This is a genomic window from Mycobacterium sp. 852002-53434_SCH5985345 (assembly GCF_001667155.1).
Lineage (GTDB): Bacteria > Actinomycetota > Actinomycetes > Mycobacteriales > Mycobacteriaceae > Mycobacterium.
In genome coordinates this window covers 23,689-40,781 of sequence record NZ_LZIE01000019.1, presented here as the reverse complement: position 1 = coordinate 40,781, position 17,093 = coordinate 23,689, and the positions used below count along the sequence as shown (strand labels likewise).

General features: G+C 67.3%; 17 protein-coding genes. All 17 read right to left on the bottom strand.

Annotated features, from left to right (window positions below; translation table 11 throughout):
- Position 1: 1 nt before the first annotated feature.
- A complete protein-coding gene (gene nuoN, locus A5756_RS02890; protein WP_066946638.1) occupies positions 2 to 1,591 on the bottom strand; it encodes an NADH-quinone oxidoreductase subunit NuoN in 1,590 nt (529 codons plus the stop codon).
- Positions 1,591 to 3,165 carry an NADH-quinone oxidoreductase subunit M gene (locus A5756_RS02885; RefSeq protein WP_197505727.1) on the bottom strand — a complete coding sequence of 525 codons (1,575 nt, stop codon included), beginning with the start codon at positions 3,163 to 3,165 and terminating at the stop codon, positions 1,591 to 1,593. Before A5756_RS02885 ends, nuoN begins: the two co-directional genes overlap by 1 nt.
- Entirely contained in the window at positions 3,162 to 5,048 is a 1,887-nt protein-coding gene (gene nuoL / locus A5756_RS02880; RefSeq protein WP_066946632.1) for an NADH-quinone oxidoreductase subunit L, read from the bottom strand. Before nuoL ends, A5756_RS02885 begins: the two co-directional genes overlap by 4 nt.
- Positions 5,049 to 5,058: 10 nt before the next feature.
- Entirely contained in the window at positions 5,059 to 5,358 is a 300-nt protein-coding gene (nuoK, locus tag A5756_RS02875; protein WP_007168303.1) for an NADH-quinone oxidoreductase subunit NuoK, read from the bottom strand.
- Positions 5,355 to 6,143, bottom strand: a complete 789-nt coding sequence (locus A5756_RS02870; RefSeq protein ID WP_066946799.1) for an NADH-quinone oxidoreductase subunit J — start codon at positions 6,141 to 6,143, stop codon at positions 5,355 to 5,357. Before A5756_RS02870 ends, nuoK begins: the two co-directional genes overlap by 4 nt.
- Positions 6,144 to 6,163: 20 nt before the next feature.
- Positions 6,164 to 6,721, bottom strand: coding sequence for an NADH-quinone oxidoreductase subunit NuoI (gene nuoI / locus A5756_RS02865; RefSeq protein ID WP_255360737.1), 558 nt, complete (start codon positions 6,719 to 6,721; stop codon positions 6,164 to 6,166).
- Positions 6,714 to 7,976, bottom strand: coding sequence for an NADH-quinone oxidoreductase subunit NuoH (gene nuoH / locus A5756_RS02860; protein WP_066946791.1), 1,263 nt, complete (start codon positions 7,974 to 7,976; stop codon positions 6,714 to 6,716). Before nuoH ends, nuoI begins: the two co-directional genes overlap by 8 nt.
- Positions 7,977 to 7,987: 11 nt before the next feature.
- A complete protein-coding gene (locus A5756_RS02855; protein ID WP_066946629.1) occupies positions 7,988 to 10,402 on the bottom strand; it encodes an NADH-quinone oxidoreductase subunit G in 2,415 nt (804 codons plus the stop codon).
- Positions 10,403 to 10,405: 3 nt separating this feature from the next.
- On the bottom strand, positions 10,406 to 11,728 hold the full coding sequence (nuoF, locus tag A5756_RS02850) for an NADH-quinone oxidoreductase subunit NuoF (RefSeq protein WP_066946626.1): 1,323 nt from the start codon (positions 11,726 to 11,728) through the stop codon (positions 10,406 to 10,408).
- A complete protein-coding gene (gene nuoE / locus A5756_RS02845; protein WP_066946622.1) occupies positions 11,725 to 12,483 on the bottom strand; it encodes an NADH-quinone oxidoreductase subunit NuoE in 759 nt (252 codons plus the stop codon). Before nuoE ends, nuoF begins: the two co-directional genes overlap by 4 nt.
- Positions 12,480 to 13,808: an NADH dehydrogenase (quinone) subunit D gene (nuoD, locus tag A5756_RS02840; RefSeq protein ID WP_066946618.1), complete on the bottom strand. Its 1,329-nt coding sequence runs from the start codon at positions 13,806 to 13,808 to the stop codon at positions 12,480 to 12,482. Before nuoD ends, nuoE begins: the two co-directional genes overlap by 4 nt.
- Positions 13,808 to 14,515: an NADH-quinone oxidoreductase subunit C gene (locus tag A5756_RS02835; protein ID WP_066946614.1), complete on the bottom strand. Its 708-nt coding sequence runs from the start codon at positions 14,513 to 14,515 to the stop codon at positions 13,808 to 13,810. The genes nuoD and A5756_RS02835 overlap by 1 nt, the downstream gene beginning before the upstream one ends.
- Positions 14,512 to 15,066 carry an NADH-quinone oxidoreductase subunit B family protein gene (locus A5756_RS02830; protein ID WP_066946610.1) on the bottom strand — a complete coding sequence of 185 codons (555 nt, stop codon included), beginning with the start codon at positions 15,064 to 15,066 and terminating at the stop codon, positions 14,512 to 14,514. The genes A5756_RS02835 and A5756_RS02830 overlap by 4 nt, the downstream gene beginning before the upstream one ends.
- A 7-nt stretch (positions 15,067 to 15,073) precedes the next feature.
- On the bottom strand, positions 15,074 to 15,451 hold the full coding sequence (locus A5756_RS02825) for an NADH-quinone oxidoreductase subunit A (RefSeq protein ID WP_066946603.1): 378 nt from the start codon (positions 15,449 to 15,451) through the stop codon (positions 15,074 to 15,076).
- Positions 15,452 to 15,688: 237 nt separating this feature from the next.
- Positions 15,689 to 16,102, bottom strand: coding sequence for a response regulator transcription factor (locus tag A5756_RS02820; protein WP_066946600.1), 414 nt, complete (start codon positions 16,100 to 16,102; stop codon positions 15,689 to 15,691).
- A 30-nt stretch (positions 16,103 to 16,132) separates the two neighbouring features.
- The gene (locus tag A5756_RS02815; protein WP_066946788.1) at positions 16,133 to 16,669 is read right to left on the bottom strand and encodes a YceI family protein; all 537 of its coding nucleotides are present in this window, start codon (positions 16,667 to 16,669) and stop codon (positions 16,133 to 16,135) included.
- Positions 16,670 to 16,702: 33 nt separating this feature from the next.
- Entirely contained in the window at positions 16,703 to 17,092 is a 390-nt protein-coding gene (locus tag A5756_RS02810; RefSeq protein WP_066946598.1) for a nuclear transport factor 2 family protein, read from the bottom strand.
- Between the last annotated feature and the right edge of the window lies 1 nt (position 17,093).

Genomic DNA, 17,093 nt, shown 5'->3' with positions numbered 1-17,093 from the left:
CTCAGTGCAGCAGCTGGGCGGCCTGGTCGGCGAGGTTGAGCACCGGCTGCGGGAAGACGCCCAGCGCCACGGTGATCACGGCGCAGACGGCGATCGCGGCCTTGCTCAAAATCCCCGGCGCCACCACGTGGGGGGTGTCGTCGGTTGCCTCGGTGAAGAACATCGACACGATCACCCGCACGTAGAAGTAGGCCGCAATCCCACTGGCCACCACACCGATGATCACCAGCGGCGCCGCGCCGCCCTGCGCCGCGGCCTTGAACACGGCGAGCTTGCTGACGAATCCGCTCGTCAGCGGGATGCCGGCGAAGGCCAGCAGGAACATCGAAAACATCACGCCCACAATCGGTGAGCGCTGCCCGAGTCCCGCCCAGTGCGACAGGGTGGCGTCCTCGACGCCGTCGGCATCGCGGATCAGGCTCACGATCGCGAACGCGCCGACGGTGCTGAAGCTGTAGGCGAGCAGGTAGAACAGCGTGGACGAGAGCCCCGCCTGGTTGTCGGCGATCACGCCGGTCAGGATGAACCCGACGTGGGCGACCGAGGAGTAGGCGAGCATCCGCTTGACGTCGGTTTGGTTAACCGCGGTGATGGTGCCCACCGCCATGGTGAGGATCGAGATGGTCCACAGCACCGGGCGCCATTGATCGTGCAGAGGCGGCAGCGCGACGTAGACCACCCGCAGCAGCGCGCCGAAGGCCGCGACCTTGGTGGCGGCCGCCATGAACCCGGTGATGGGCGTGGGCGCGCCCTGGTAGACGTCCGGAATCCACGAATGGAACGGAACCGCACCCACTTTGAACAGCAGGCCGACGGACAGCAGCGCGACGCCCACCAACGCCATCGAGGTGTCCCCGTGCGCCGCCAGCGCATCCCGGATGCCGGTCAGCAACAGCGTGCCGGTCGCGCCGTACAGCAGCGCCACGCCGTACAGGAAGAACGCCGACGAGAAGGCGCCCAACAGGAAGTACTTCATCGCCGCCTCCTGCGACAGCAGGCGCCGATGACGGGCCAGGCCGCACATCAGGTACAGCGGCAGCGAAAGAACTTCCAGCGCAACGAACATCGTCAACAGGTCGTTGGAAGCGGGGAAGACCATCATGCCGCCGACGGACAGCATCGCCAGTGGGAACAGCTCCGTCTGCGCGGCCCCGGCCCGCTCCGCGTCGCGCTCGGCGTCGCTGCCCGGGACCGCGGACGCCTGCGGGGTGAAGGAATCCAGGCCGACCGACCCGGCGGCGCCCACCCCCGCGGCGACCTTGCTGTCCGCCTTGGCTTGCGTGCGTTCGGCGATGAAGATGACCGCCAGCACCGCGACCAGCAGCACCGTGCCCTGTAGGTAGAGGGTCGGCCGGTCGACGGCCATCGCGCCCAGCACCGTCGCGCGGCCGGAGGCCGGGACGGAGCGGCTCACCGCGATCACCGCGACGAAGGCTGCGACCAAACCGGCCAAGGCCAGTGTCACCTGGGCGCCATAGCGAATCCGCCTCGGCAGGAAGGCTTCCGCGAGGACGCCGACCACGGCGACACCGAACACGATGAGCGTCGGGCAGAGCAGGAAGTACTCGATGCTGGGGGTGGGGAGGGTCATTATCGCGGTCCTTCGGCTGTCCGGGGTGCGCGGTTGACCGCCGGCACGCTCGGCGCGGGATCATGCTGACCGATGGTGGTCATCGTGTTCTCGACGGCGGGGTTGATGATGTCCAGCACCGGCGTCGGGTAAACCCCGAGGACGAACAACAACGCGATCAACGGTGCGACGACGAGCAATTCGCGCGCCCGCAGGTCGCCGATCTTCTCGTTGCCGGAGGCCACCGGTCCGGTCATCATGCGCTGGTAGAGCCACAGCATGTAGATGGCGGACAACACCAGCGCGGTGACACCGAAGGCGGCGGCCAGCCAGTACCGGTTGAAAGTGCCCAGCAGGACCAGGAATTCGCTGATGAAGGGCGCCAGACCGGGAAGCGACAGGGTGGCCATCGCCGAGACGAGGAACGTCCCCGCCAGGATGGGCGCCACCTTCTGCACCCCGCCGTAATCGGCGATCTTCCGGCTGCCGTGCCGGGATATCAGGAACCCCGCGATCAGGAACACCGCCGCCGTGGACAGGCCGTGGTTGAGCATGTACAGCGTCGACCCGCTTTGCCCCTGGCTCGTCATCACGAAGATGCCGAGAATGATGAACCCGAAGTGCGAGATGGAGGTGTAGGCGATCAGGCGCATGATGTCGGTCTGCCCGATGGCCACGACCGCGCCGTAGATGACACCGATGACGGCCAGCACGACGATCAGGGGCCGGAAATAGGTTGAGGCGCCGGGGAACAGCTGCAGGCAGTAGCGCAGCATGCCGAAGGTGCCGACCTTGTCCATCACCGCCATCATCAGCACCGCGGTGGCCGGGGTGGCCTCCACCGCGGCGTCGGGCAGCCAGCGGTGGAACGGCCAGAGCGGCGCCTTGATGGCGAACGCGAACATGAAACCCAGGAACAGCGCCTTGAACACCGCGGAGTCGGCCCCGTAGCGGCCGGAGGCCACGCCGGCGACGATCTCGCGGAAGTCGAAGGTGCCCGAACCGTGCTGCGCGGTCACCACGTACAGCCCGATCACGGCGGCCAGCATGATCAGCCCACCGAACAGGTTGTACAGCAAGAACTTCACCGCCGCGCGTGACCTGCCGGCCCCGCCGCCGAAGCCCCCGATCAGGAAGTACATCGGGATGAGCATGGCCTCGAAGAAGACGTAGAAGAGCAACACGTCCAGCGCGACCACCGAGATCAGCACCATCGACTCGATGGCCAGCGTCAGGGCTACATAGGCGTGCACGCCGCGAGGGCTGCGTTCTCCGCCATCGTTCCAGCCGGCCACCTGCAGCACCGGGATCAGCACCGCGGTGAGCAGCACCAGCACCACCGCGATGCCGTCCACTCCGAGCGAGTAGGTGGCGCCGAACGCCGGTATCCAGGAATGGCTTTCGACGAACTGGTAAGTGGTGCCACCCGACTTGAAGCCGAGGGTGACGACGATCGCGACCGCCAGCGTGAGGACGCCGAAGACCAGGCCGGTCCACTTGGCGAGCCGGCGCAGTCCCGGCGGCAGCAGGATGACGAGCACCGAACCGGCCAGCGGCAGCAGCCACAGGATGCTCAGCCAGGGCAGATTTTTCACCACAGTTTCACCGCCAGGATCAGCGCGATCACCAGGACCGCGCCCGTCAGCATCGACAATGCGTAGTTGCGGGCGAAGCCGGTTTGCAGCCCCCGCAGGCGATTCGAAGTTCGGCTTACCAGCGCGGCGAGCGCGTTGACGGAACCGTCCACCCCCGCGTTGTCGACGTCGACGAGCGCTTGGGTCAGTTCCGCGCCGGGGCGCATGAACACCTCCTCGTTGAAGGCGTCGCCATAGAAGTCTCTGCGTGCGGCCGTCGTGAGCGGTGACACCGCAAGCGGCGCCACCCTGGGGATTTCGGCGTTCGCGTACAACCGGTAGGCCACCGCGATCCCGACGATAACCACGCCCAGCGCCAGCGCGGTGTTCGCCCAGGCGGGGAAGGCGTGGGTCACCTCTTCGTGCTTACCGACGACCGGCTCGAGCCAGCGTTGCAGGGTGCCCCGCCACGCCAGCAGCCCCCCGGAGAACACCGAGCCGACGGCGAGCAGGATCATCGGCCACGTCATCAGGCCGGGCGCCTCGTGCGGATGAGTGTTTGGCGCCCAACGCTTTCTGCCGAAGAACGTCATCAGCATGACGCGGGTCATGTAGAACGCGGTGACGCCCGCGCCCAGCAGCGCCGCCCCGCCCAGCACATAACCGCGGACGCCGCCGGCGCCCAGCGCCGCCTCGATGATGGCGTCCTTGGAGAAGAAGCCCGCGAATGGCGGCACGCCGATGATCGCCAGATACCCGAGGCCGAAGGTGGCGAAGGTGATCGGCAGCGCCGCGCGCAGGCCACCGTAGCGGCGCATGTCCTGTTCCTCGTGCATCGCGTGGATCACCGCGCCGGAGCCGAGGAACAAGCCCGCCTTGAAGAAGCCGTGGGTGAGCAGATGCATGATCGCGAACGCGTAACCGGCCGGGCCCAATCCGGCGGCCAGCACCATGTAGCCGATCTGGCTCATCGTGGATGCCGCCAGCGCGCGCTTGATGTCGTCCTTGGCGCAGCCGATGAACGCCCCGAGCAACAGCGTGACGGCGCCGACGACGACGACGGCGGTCTGAGCATCGGGCGCCAGGTTGTAGAGCGGGTTGGAGCGCACGATGAGGTAGACGCCGGCGGTCACCATGGTGGCGGCGTGGATCAGCGCGGACACCGGGGTGGGGCCCTCCATGGCGTCACCCAACCAGGCCTGCAGCGGGACCTGCGCGGACTTGGCGCAGGCACCCAGCAGCAGCAGCAACCCCATTGCCGTCAGCGCGCCGCGGCCTGCGGCGGGCGCACCGCCGAACACCCCGGCGTAGGACAGCGTGCCGAAGGTGCTGAACATCAAGAACATTCCCAAAGCGAGCCCGGCGTCCCCGACGCGGTTCATCACGAACGCCTTCTTGGCGGCGGTAGCCGCCGTGGGCTTGTGGTACCAGAACCCGATGAGCAGGTAGGAGGCCAGGCCCACGCCTTCCCACCCGACGTAGAGGACCACGTAGTTGTCGGCGACCACCAGCAGCAGCATCGAGGCGAGGAACAGGTTGAGGTAGCCGAAAAACCTTCGGCGGTCCGGGTCTTCGGCCATGTAGGCGACCGAATAGATGTGGATCAGCGACCCGACCCCCGAGATCAGCAGCACGAAACACACCGAGAGCTGGTCGATCTGCATGCCGAGGTCCACCTGCAGTTGGCCGACCGGGATCCAGGTGAACACCGTCTGGTGGATAACGCGGTCGTCCGCGCCGCGGCCGAGCAGCTCGTTGAGTAGGCTCAGGCCGACGCCGAACGCCGCGAGGGCGGTGGCGCAGCCCAGCCAGTGGCCCCAGGCGTCGGTGCGTCGCCCGCCGAACAACAGGATCGCGGCACCCGCCAGCGGAAGCGCCACCAGCAGCCAGGTGTAGTGAGTCATGTTGGCGTCGTTAGCCTTTGAGTAGGTTCGCGTCGTCGACCGACGCCGACTTGCGGGCACGGAAAATCGTCATGATGATCGCCAGGCCGACGACGACCTCGCACGCGGCCACCACCATCGTGAAGAACGCGATCATCTGCCCGTCCAGGTGGCCGTGCATCCGCGCGAACGTGACGAACGCCAGGTTCACCGCGTTCAGCATCAGCTCGACGCACATGAACATCACGATGGCGTTGCGTCGCAACAGCACACCCGACGCGCCGATGGTGAACAGCAGGGCCGAAAGATAGAGGTAATTGGCCGGATTCATGAGGTGCCGCCTTGTGATAGGGAGGGGCTCGCCTGACGGGAGGGCGTTTCCTTACCGTCGGCGCCGCGGCTGCGCAGGATCGGCGACACCGACAGCTCCGAGTACGAACCGTCCGGCAGCAGCGCGGCCACGTCGACGGCGTTGTGGCGCGCGTAGACGCCGGGGCTGGGCATCGGGGTGGGGTGCCGACCGGCCTGGAATCTCTCCTGCGAGAGCTCCCGCTGCGTCTTACGCCGCTCGAAACGTTCGCGGTGTGCCAGTACCATCGCCCCTAGGGCCGCGGTGATCAGCAGCGCGCTGGTGAGTTCGAACGCCCAGACGTACCGGGAGAAGATCAGCGCGGCAAGCCCTTCCACATTGCCGTTCGCGTTGGCGGTGGTCAGCCCGGCGAAGCCGCCGGTCGCGCCGGCGCCGATGGCGGCGATCAGCAGAACGCCGAACCCCACGCCGGCCAGGACGGCGGCGATGCGCTGGCCGTGCAGCGTCTCCTTCAGGGATTCCGCGGAGTCCACGCCGATCAGCATCAGCACGAACAAGAACAGCATCATCACCGCGCCGGTGTAGACCACGACTTGGACGACGCCCAGAAACAGCGCGTCCTGGATCATGTAGAACACCGCCAGGATGATCATCGTCATCGCCAGGAACATCGCCGAGTACACGGCGTTGACCGCCAGCACCACCCCGATCGCCCCGATCAGCGCCAGCGCTCCCAGCACCCAGAACGCCACCGCCTCACCGGTGGAGGTGCGGACGATCGTCTCAGAAGCCAAATTGGAAGCCAGGAGCTGGCCCGTTACCCCAGTCACCGGGATTCCCCGGCGTTCTCGGTTTCGCGCAGGCCGTTCGCGGTGACGTTGCCCTGGTAGTAATCCTTGTCGGTGGCGCCGGGGGCCCGGGGGTGCGGCGGCGCGAGCATGTCCTGCAGCAGCGGCGCCAGCAGCCGGTCCTTTTCGTAGATGAGGTCGGCGCGGTTGTCGTCGGCCATCTCGTAGTCGTTGGTCATCGTCAGTGCCCGGGTGGGGCAGGCCTCGATGCACAGCCCGCAGCCGATGCAACGCAGGTAGTTGATCTGATAGACCCGGCCGTAGCGTTCCCCGGGCGAATACCGGAGCTCCTCGGTGTTGTCCGCACCCTCCACGTAGATCGCGTCGGCCGGGCACGCCCAGGCGCACAGCTCGCACCCGATGCATTTCTCCAGACCGTCGGGGTAACGGTTGAGCTGGTGACGGCCGTGATAGCGCGGCGCGACGGGACCCGGCTTCTCCGGATACTCCTCGGTGACGTGCCTTTTGAACATCGAGCCGAACGTCACGCCGAATCCGGCAATGGCGGCTAACGGCCGCCGAAAAACTTTAGCCACGTGCTTTCTCCTTGCTCGCGGCCGCCAGGGACTTCATCGGCAGCGGCGGTGTCGGGAATACCGGCGTGGGGGTCTGGCCGGCCGGGAGTTGCTTGGCCTCGCGGCGGAGCTGTCGCTCCAGTGCGCGAATACCGGGCGTGGCGAACGGTTTTCGCAGCAACAGCACCAGCGCCGTCGCGAAAACGATGCTGCAGGCGACCAGCACCGGGGTCCAGTGCGCGTACCCCTGGTTCTGCAGGGTGCGAATCACCGCCGCAATCAGCACCCAGACCAGCGAGGCCGGGATCAGCAGCTTCCAGCCCAGTCCCATGAACTGGTCGTAGCGCAGCCGGGGCAGGGAGGCCCGCAGCCAGAAGTAGACGAACAGGAACGTCCACATCTTGGCGGTGAACCAGAGCAGCGGCCACCACCCGGTGTTGGCGCCGGCCCACATGTTGATGGGCCATGGTGCGTGCCAGCCACCGAAGAACAGGACGGTGGCCAGCGACGAAACCGTCATCATGTTGACGTATTCGGCCAGCATGAACATCGCGAACTTCAGCGACGAGTACTCGGTGTGGAATCCGGCGACCAGCTCACCCTCGGCCTCGGGCAAATCGAATGGCGCCCGGTTGGTTTCGCCCACCATGGAGATCAGGTAGATGACGAACGACGGCAGCAGCAGGAACACGTACCAGACCCGGTCCTGCGCCGCCACGATCTGTGACGTCGACATGGAGCCGGCGTAAAGGAACACCGCCGCGAACGACAGCCCCATCGCCACCTCGTAGGAGATGACCTGCGCGGTCGAGCGCACCCCGCCCAGCAGCGGGTAGGTGGAGCCGGACGCCCAGCCGCCCAGCACGATCCCGTACACGCCGATCGCCGAAAGCCCCAGGATGAACAGCACCGCCACCGGGAGGTCGGTCAGCTGGAGCGGTGTGCTGTGCCCGAACACCGACACCACCGGCCCGAACGGGATGAACGCGAAGGCGGTGAACGCGGGGATGGTGGAGATGACCGGCGCCGCGAAGTAGACGAACTTGTCGACGCCGCCCGGCGTGATGGTTTCCTTGAGCGCCAACTTGATTCCGTCGGCCAGGCTCTGCAGGACACCCCACGGTCCCGCGCGGTTCGGTCCGGGCCGCAGCTGCATCCAGCCGAGAATCTTGCGCTCGAGCAGGATCGCGACCAGCACGTTGAGCATGAGGAACACGAAGATGGCCAGCGCCTTGCCCAGCACCAGCCACCAGGTGTCGTGTCCGAACGCGGTCAGGGAGGTCGTCGTCATGAGCCCACTCCGATTTTCACTGTGCTGCCCAGGGTTACGCCCAGCTGCCGGTGGACGGCGCAGCCCGGGGAGTTCAGCGGAAGCCACACCACCCGGTCGGGCATGTCGGTGATGATCAGCGGCAGGCTGATCGATCCGCGCGGCGTGCTGACGGTGACCGCGTCACCGTCGGCGGCGCCGATCTCGGCGGCCGTGTCGGCCGACAGCCGCACAGCGGGCTTGCGCGCGGTCCCGGCCAGATGCGGTTCGCCGTCTTGCATTCGGCCGTTGTCTAGCAACATCCGCCAGCCGGTCAGCAACGCCTCGCCGGGCCCGGGCTCGGTCGGCTCCGGGGCCGCGACCGCCGGGCCGGCGGCCCAATTGCCGTCCCAGGTGCCCAGCGCGGCGAGTTCGGCGCGGGCCGCCGCGGCGGTCGACAGCCCCAGGTAGACGCCCATCTCGTCGGCCAGGGCGTCGAGCACTTGGTGGTCGGACTGGCTGGCTTGCTCGCTACTCCAGCGCAGCGCCGGTTCGAACGGGCGGTAGCGGCCCTCCCAGTTGACGAAGGCCCCGGCCTTCTGCGTGGTCGGCGCGACGGGGAATACCACGTCGGCGCGGTCGGTAACGGCGCTGCGCCGCAGCTCCAGGCTGACCACGAATCCGGCGGAGTCCAGCGCGGCGAGCACCGCTTCGGGGTCGGCGAAGTCGTCGGGCTCGACACCGCCGACAAGCAGGGCGCCCAGCGTCCCGTCGGCGGCGGCGGCCAGGATGCCGTCGACGTCACGTCCTGGGGCGGAAGGCAATTCGGAGACGTGCCACGCCGCGGCGATCTGCGCGCGGGCGGTCTCGTCGTCGAGGGGGCGGCCGCCCGGCAGCAGGGCGGGCAGCGCGCCGGCCTCCAGCGCGCCCCGCTCGCCGGCTCGGCGCGGCACCCACGCCAGCCGGGCCCCGGTGGCGTCGGCGAGCCGGGCGGCGGCGGACAATCCGCCGGGCACCGTGGCCAGGCGTTCGCCGACCATGATGACCGCGCCGGCGGTGGACAGCAGTTCGCCCACCTCGCCGCTGGCCAGCCCGTCCAGCGCCGCCGCTTCGGCCCCCGGAACGGTTTTGACGAGCCGCCCGGACATCTTCACCAGCGCCCGGGTGGCGAACGGCGCCACCGCGTACACCGGTAGCCGGTGCTTGCGGGCGGCCTTGCGCAGCCGCAGGAACACGATGGGCGACTCGTCTTCGGGCTCGAACCCGACCAGCACCACCACCGGCGCCGATTCCAGATCGGAATAGCTGACGTCGCGCCGGCCGGCGATGCGCGACGCCAGGAAGTCGGCCTCCTCGGTGGAGTTCAGGCGTGATCGAAAGTCAATATCGTTGCTGTCCAACACGATTCGGGCGAACTTGGAGTACGCGTAGGCGTCTTCCAGGGTGGCCCGGCCGCCAACCAGCACGCCCGTGCGCCCGCGGGCCGCGTCCAGGCCCCGAATCGCTGTCGCCATCGCGTGCGACCACGACGCGGGCACCAGCGTGCCGTCGGCGTCGCGAATCAGGGGAGTGCCGATCACGTCCGGCTGGGTCGCGTAGGAGAACGCCCACCGCCCCTTGTCGCAGTTCCACTCCTCGTTGACTTCCGGGTCGTCGCCGGCCAGCCGGCGCAATACCTTGCCGCGGCGATGGTCGGTGCGCTGGGCGCACCCGGACGCGCAGTGTTCGCAGACGCTGGGACTGGACACCAGGTCGAAGGGGCGGGCCCGGAAACGGTAGGCCGTTCCGGTCAGCGCGCCGACCGGGCAGATCTGCACCGTGTTGCCCGAGAAGTACGAGTCGAACGGCTCATTGGCGTAGATGCCGACCTGCTGCAGGGCGCCGCGCTCCTGCATGTCGATGAAAATGTCCCCGGCGATCTGCTCGGAGAACCGCGTGCAGCGGGCGCACAGGATGCAGCGCTCACGATCCAGCAGCACCTGGGCGGAGATGTTGATCGGTTTGGCGAAGGTGCGCTTGACGTCGGTGAAGCGAGAATCGGCGCGGCCGTTGGACATCGCCTGGTTCTGCAACGGGCACTCGCCGCCCTTGTCGCACATCGGGCAGTCCAGCGGGTGGTTGATGAGCAGCAGCTCCATCACACCGTGCTGGGCTTTGTCCGCGGCCTCCGACGTGAGCTGCGTGCGCACGACCATGTCATCGGTGGCGACGGTGGTGCACGAGGCCATCGGCTTGCGTTGCCCCTCAACCTCAACCAGACACTGCCGGCACGCGCCGACCGGCTCGAGCAGCGGGTGGTCGCAGAACCGCGGGATCTGGATGCCCATCAACTCGGCCGCGCGGATCACCAATGTGCCCTTGGGCACGCTGATTTCGTTGCCGTCGATGGTCAGCGTCACCATGTCCGGCGGGCGCACCTCGTCACCGGTTTCGGTTTTGGCGGCACTAGTCAAGCGTCAAGCCTTTCCGTTCAGCATGGAGTCTCGGGGGTCGAACGGGCAGCCACCGTCTTCGACGTGCGCCACGTATTCGTCGCGGAAGTACTTGATCGACGACATCACCGGGCTGGCGGCGCCATCGCCCAACGCGCAGAAGGACTTTCCCAAGATGGTGTCGGAGATGTCCAACAGCTTGTCGATGTCCTCGGGAGTGCCCTTGCCGGTTTCCAGCCGCTCGTAGATCTGGTCCAGCCAGAAGGTGCCCTCCCGGCAGGGGGTGCACTTCCCGCACGATTCGTGCTTGTAGAAGTACGTCCAGCGGCGCACGGCTCGCACCACGCAGGTGGTCTCGTCGAAGATCTCCAGCGCCTTGGTGCCCAGCATGGAGCCGACCGCGCCCACGCCCTCGTAGTCCAGCGGCACGTCGAGGTGCTCGTCGGTGAGCAGCGGGGTGGACGACCCGCCGGGCGTCCAGAACTTGAGCCGGTGGCCGGCCCGCACCCCGCCGGCGTAGGCGAGCAACTCGCGCAACGTGATACCCAGCGGCGCCTCGTACTGGCCGGGCCGGGCGACATGACCGGACAGCGAATACAGCGTGAAGCCAGGCGATTTCTCGCTGCCCATCGACCGGAACCAGTCGACGCCGTTCAGGACGATGGGCGGCACGCTGGCGATCGTCTCGACGTTGTTGATCACCGTGGGGCAGCCGTAGAGCCCCGCCACCGCGGGGAACGGCGGCCGGAGCCGCGGCTGGCCGCGGCGGCCTTCCAGCGAATCCAGCAGCGCGGTTTCCTCGCCGCAGATGTAGGCGCCGGCGCCGGCGTGCACCACGAGCTCCAGGTCGAAACCCGAGCCGTTGATGTCGCGGCCCAGGTACCCGGCGGCGTACGCCTCGGCCACCGCGTTCTGCAGGCGGCGCAACACCGGCAGCACTTCGCCGCGCACGTAGATGAACGCGTGGCTGGCCCGGATTGCGTAGGCGGCGATGATGACGCCCTCGACGAGCACGTGCGGCGTCGCCAGCATCAACGGAATGTCTTTGCACGTACCGGGTTCCGATTCGTCGGCGTTGACCACCAGGTAGTGCGGCTTGGCGGCCGCGCCGGTGTCGCCCTGCGGGATGAACGACCACTTCGTTCCGGTCGAGAAGCCGGCGCCACCGCGCCCGCGCAACCCGGAGTCCTTGACCATGGCGATCACGTCGTCGGGCGCCATGGCCAGCGCCCTCTTCATCCCCTCATAGCCGTCGTGACGGCGGTAGGTCTCCAGGGTCCACGACTCGGGGTCGTCCCAGAACCGGCTGATGACCGGGGTGAGCGGCGTGGCCTGAGAGCTGGTCATGACTGGCCTCCGGGCGGGTTGGGCGCCTGCATGCCGTTTTCCTTCGCCACCCTCAGACCCGCCAGCGTGGCCTCGCCCGCACCGCCCTGGCCCTGGTCGGGCCGTTCGTCGGGCAGGCCGGCCAGGATGCGTGACGTCTCGCGGAAGGCGCACAGCGGGGCGCCGCGGGTGGGCGGTTTGGGCTCACCCGAGCGCAACGAGTCGACGAGCTCGCGGGCCGACTCCGGTGTCTGGTTGTCGAAGAACTCCCAGTTGACCATCACCACCGGCGCGTAGTCGCAGGCGGCGTTGCATTCGATGTGTTGCAGGGTGACGGAGCCGTCGGGGGTGGTCTCGTCGTTGCCGATGCCCAAATGCTCCTGCAGGGCCTCGAATACGGCGTCGCCGCCCATGATGGCGCACAGCGTGTTGGTGCAGACACCGACCAGATAGTCGCCGGTGGGTCCGCGGCGATACATCGTGTAGAAGCTCGCCACCGCCGACACCTCGGCGCCGGTCAGGCCCAGCTGCTCACCGCAGAACTCCAAACCGGCGGGGGTCAGGTAGGAGTCCTCGGCCTGTACCAGGTGCAGCAACGGCAGCAGCGACGAGCGCTTATCGGGGTAGCGGCCCATGATCTCCTTGGCGTCGACCTCCAGCCGCGCCCGCACCTCCGCCGAATACGATTGCGGCGCACCCTCAACCACGAACGCGTTGGGTTCCTCGGGCGGTGGTCCGAGCCGGATGAACACCGGCTGTCCTTGCGGGCCGGTCACCGATCCACCCCGCCCATGACCGGGTCGATGCTGGCGACCGCGGTGATCAGGTCGGCCACCATGCCGCCCTCGCACATCGCGGCGACCGACTGCAGGTTGGTGAACGACGGGTCGCGGTAGTGCACCCGATAGGGGCGGGTGCCGCCGTCGCTCACCATGTGCACGCCGAGCTCCCCGCGCGGTGATTCCACCGCGGTGTAGACCTGGCCCGCCGGAACACGGATGCCCTCGGTGACCAGCTTGAAGTGGTGGATCAAGGCCTCCATCGAGCCGCCCATGATCTTGGCGATGTGCTCCTGTGAGTTACCCATCCCGTCCGGGCCCACCTTGAGGTCGGCCGGCCAGGCGATCTTGCGGTCGGAGATCATGGTCGGGCCCGGCTTCAACTTGTCCAGACACTGCTCGACGATCTTGATCGACTCCCACATCTCGTTGACGCGAATCATGTAGCGCCCGTAAGCATCACACGTGTCGGCGGTCATCACGTCGAATTCGTAGTTTTCATATCCGCAGTACGGTTCGCTCTTGCGCAGGTCGTGCGGCAACCCGGTGGCGCGCAGGATCGGTCCGGTGATGCCGAGCGCCATGCAGCCGGTCAGATCCAGGTAGCCGACGTCCTGGGTGCGGGCCTTCCAGATGGCGTTCTCGTTGAGCAGACCGCCCATTTCGCGCAGTACCTGGCGCAGCGGCTTGAGGGCTTCGGCGATGTCGGACTCCGCGCCCGGCGGTAGATCCTGCGCCACGCCGCCCGGCCGGATGTAGGCGCTGTTCATCCGCAACCCGGAGATCTTCTCGAACAGGGTCAGCACGATCTCGCGGCCGCGGAAACCGACGAACATCGGGGTCATGGCGCCCAATTCCATGCCGCCGGTGGCGAGTGCGACCAGATGCGAGGAGATCCGGTTGAGCTCCATCATCATCACCCGGATGACGTTGACCCGCTCGGGTATCTGATCGGTGATGCCGAGCAGCTTCTCCACGCCCAGGCAGTACGCGACCTCGTTGAAAAACGGTGACAGGTAATCCATTCGGGTTACGAAGGTGACCCCCTGCGCCCAGTAGCGATATTCGAGGTTCTTCTCGATACCGGTGTGCAGGTAGCCGATTCCGCAGCGAACGTCGGTGACCGTTTCGCCCTCGATCTCCAAGATCAGCCGCAACACCCCGTGGGTGGACGGGTGCTGCGGACCCATGTTGACGACGATCCGTTCGCCGGGGTCTGCCTTGCGGGCGGCTTCGACGATCTGGTCCCAGTCCTGTCCGCCGGCGACCAAGACGGTCTCCGGGGCACCGCCATCGTGCGTCGCGTCGGTGATTGTGCTCATCAGTTGTACGCTCTCCGCTCGTCGGGCGGGGGAATCTGGGCTCCCTTGTATTCCACCGGAATGCCGCCGAGGGGATAGTCCTTGCGCTGCGGGTGGCCATGCCAGTCGTCGGGCATCTCGATGCGGGTCAGCGACGGGTGTCCGTCGAAGATGATGCCGAAGAAGTCGTAGGTTTCGCGCTCGTGCCAGTCGCTGGTCGGATAGACCCCGAACAGCGAGGGGATGTGCGGATCGCTGTCCGGCGCAGCCACTTCCAGGCGGACGCGGCGATTGTGCGTGATCGACTGCAACGGGTACACCGCGTGCAGTTCGCGACCGGTCTCGTGGGGGTAGTGCACCCCGCTGACACCCAGACACATCTCGAAACGCAGCCCCGGCTCATCGCGTAGGTGCTGGGCGACCCGGGGCAGCGCTTCGCGGCGCACGTGCAGGGTCAGCTCGTCGCGGTACACCACGACTTTCTCTATCGCGTCGGAGAATTCGACGTCCGCGCTTTTCAGCGCCTGGGCCAGTGTGTCGACCACGTCGTCGAAGTAGCGGCCGTAGGGTCGGGGGCTGCTGCCGGGAAGCATGACCTCGCGCACCAGGCGCCCGTAGCCGGACGTGTCACCCGAACCCTTGGCGCCGAACATGCCGCGGCGCACGTCGATCACTTCTTCGTCGGCCTGGCTGATCGCCTCTTGGGGACCTTGGTCGGGCGAGCTCATCGCAGCAGTCCGCGCATCTCGATCGTGGGCCGGGCCGCCAGCGCCGCCTGCTCGGCCTCGGCGATGGCTTCTTCGCGGTTGACGCCCAGAGGCATCTCCTGAATCTTCTCGTGCAGCTTCAGGATTGCGTGCAACAGCATCTCCGGCCGCGGCGGGCAGCCGGGCAGGTAGATGTCCACCGGAACCACGTGGTCCACGCCCTGCACGATCGCGTAGTTATTGAACATCCCGCCGGACGACGCGCACACGCCCATGGCCAGCACCCACTTCGGCTCGCCCATCTGGTCATAGATCTGGCGGAGCACCGGCGCCATCTTCTGGCTCACGCGGCCCGCGACGATCATCAGGTCGGCCTGCCGCGGCGTCGCCGAGAATCGCTCCATGCCGAACCGCGCTATGTCGAATCTTGGCCCGGCGGTTGCCATCATCTCGATGGCACAGCACGCCAACCCGAACGTCGCCGGCCACAGGGAATTCTTGCGAACGTAGCCGGCCACCTTCTCGACCGTTGACAGCAGAATCCCGCCGGGCAGCTGTTCTTCGAGACCCACGTCTACCTCAATCCCACGTCAGGCCGCCGCGGCGCCACACATAGGCGTACGCCACTAAGACCGTGAGCATGAACACCACCATCTCGACCAACGCGAACGTTCCCAGCGCGTCGTAACTGACCGCCCATGGATACAAGAACACGATTTCGATGTCGAAGACGATAAAAAGCATTGCGGTCAGGTAATACTTCACCGGGAACCGCTGGCCGCTCGCCGCGTGCGGGCCGCTGACCGGACTGTCGGTGGGTTCGATCCCGCACTCGTAGGGGGCCATCTTCGACTTGTTGTAACGCGTCGGGCCGGCCAGGCTCGCGATCGCCACCGATCCCACGGCGAAGGCCGCCGCTATCGCTCCGAGCACCAAGATGGGTATGTAGACGTTCAACTCGCTCCAAGATCTCCTCGTACGGGCCGCCGGTGCGGCGGCCGGGCGGGGGCCGGGCTGCTGTGACGTACGCGGGCTGCGGCACGTCACAGTGACCTTCACAACATAGCGTCGCGAAGACGGGTGTGTTTTGTCGGGGTGGGGGTATTCGCCTCGTTTTTGTGTCGCCGCAACCGGGCGGCCCGCCGCCGGTCGCGGCCGGGGTCACGCCGGCGCGTATCGACGCAGGTGAAAGGGCTAGCGCGTGGGTGTGCGGAGCAGTCCGAGCACCGTGCGGCCCAGCACGATGGGATCGAGGGGATGCGGCACTGCGGCTTCGGCCCGCGACCAGTTCGCCAGCCAGGCGTCGTCCGGGCGGCCGGTGAGCACCAGGATCGGTGGGCACGTGGAAAGTTCGTCTTTGAGTTGTTTGGCGATTCCCATGCCGCCGGTGGGCGTGGCTTCCCCGTCGAGAATGGCCAAGTCGATGCCGCCCTCGTCCATCTGGCGCACCACCATCGGGGCGGTCGCCACCTCGAGGTAGGTCAGCTCGGGCAGGTCCGGATGCAGATGCTTGCCCAGTGCCCGGATGACTTGTTCGCGGGTTTTGGCGTTATCGCTGTAGACCAGGATCCGCAGGGCAACGCTGGATTCGGGGCTGGAATCGGACACGGTGCAGATGCTACTGGTGTCGCACCGGCTTCACTGGGCAGCCCGCACGAAGACGGCTTCGGCCGCCGCCTTCGCCTTCGAGCCGATCATGCCGAGCCGGTTCCAGCCCAGGTCGAACTGGGTGCGATCCACCTTGGTTTCCCCGGCGATCCGGATCGAGCCGTCGTCGAGCTCGGTGATCGTGGCGGACAGGGGCAGCGGAGCGGTGATGCCCTTGATGGTGAAGGCCGCGCGGAGGTCTGCGGCCTTGCCTTTGGTCGGGTGCACCGCGGTGACGACGACGCTGATCTCACCGAAGCGCTCGACGTCGAAGAAGTCGGGCGAGCGCAGGTGCTTGTCGCGCCGGCCTATCCCCGTGTCCAGGGAGGCGGTGCGGATGTCGAGGCGGCCGAAAACCGCCCCCTTCGCCGTCAGTTGGCCGTCGCCGCTGAACTCGGTGAAGCGGCCCTTGACGTTCAGCAGGCCCCACAGGTTTGCGACCTTGAAGGTGATCTCCGAGCGGTCCGGGACGAGGTTCCACACGCCGGCCAGGTCGGGATCGTTCAGCAGCGATTCCAAAGTCGTCATCGTCACCCCCATCTCTCGTGGCGAATCTAACGCCTAATCCATCAACGGCGCGATCTCGGCGGGGTCGAAGTACTCGTCGATCCGGTCCAGCCGGCCGTCGCTGGCCACCCTGATCACGATGCAGACCCGCATCGAGATCGATTGGCCGGCATGGCCGGTGGCGTGCAGGATGTGCTGCTGAACGAAGCCGCCCTCGAAGAATCGCCGGTCCAGGATTTCGTAATGGCGCTCGGTGGTCGCGGTGATGAACCAGTTGATGACCCGCAGCGCGCGGGCCTTGCCGTCATCGCGGCGCGCGCCGACTCGCCACACCGCGATGTCGTCGCTCCACATCCGGTCAACCGCCGCGAAGTCACCCTTTTCGATCGCCGTGAACAGGCGGTCTGCCGCGTCGGCAACGATTTCCGCGCTCGCACCGGCCATG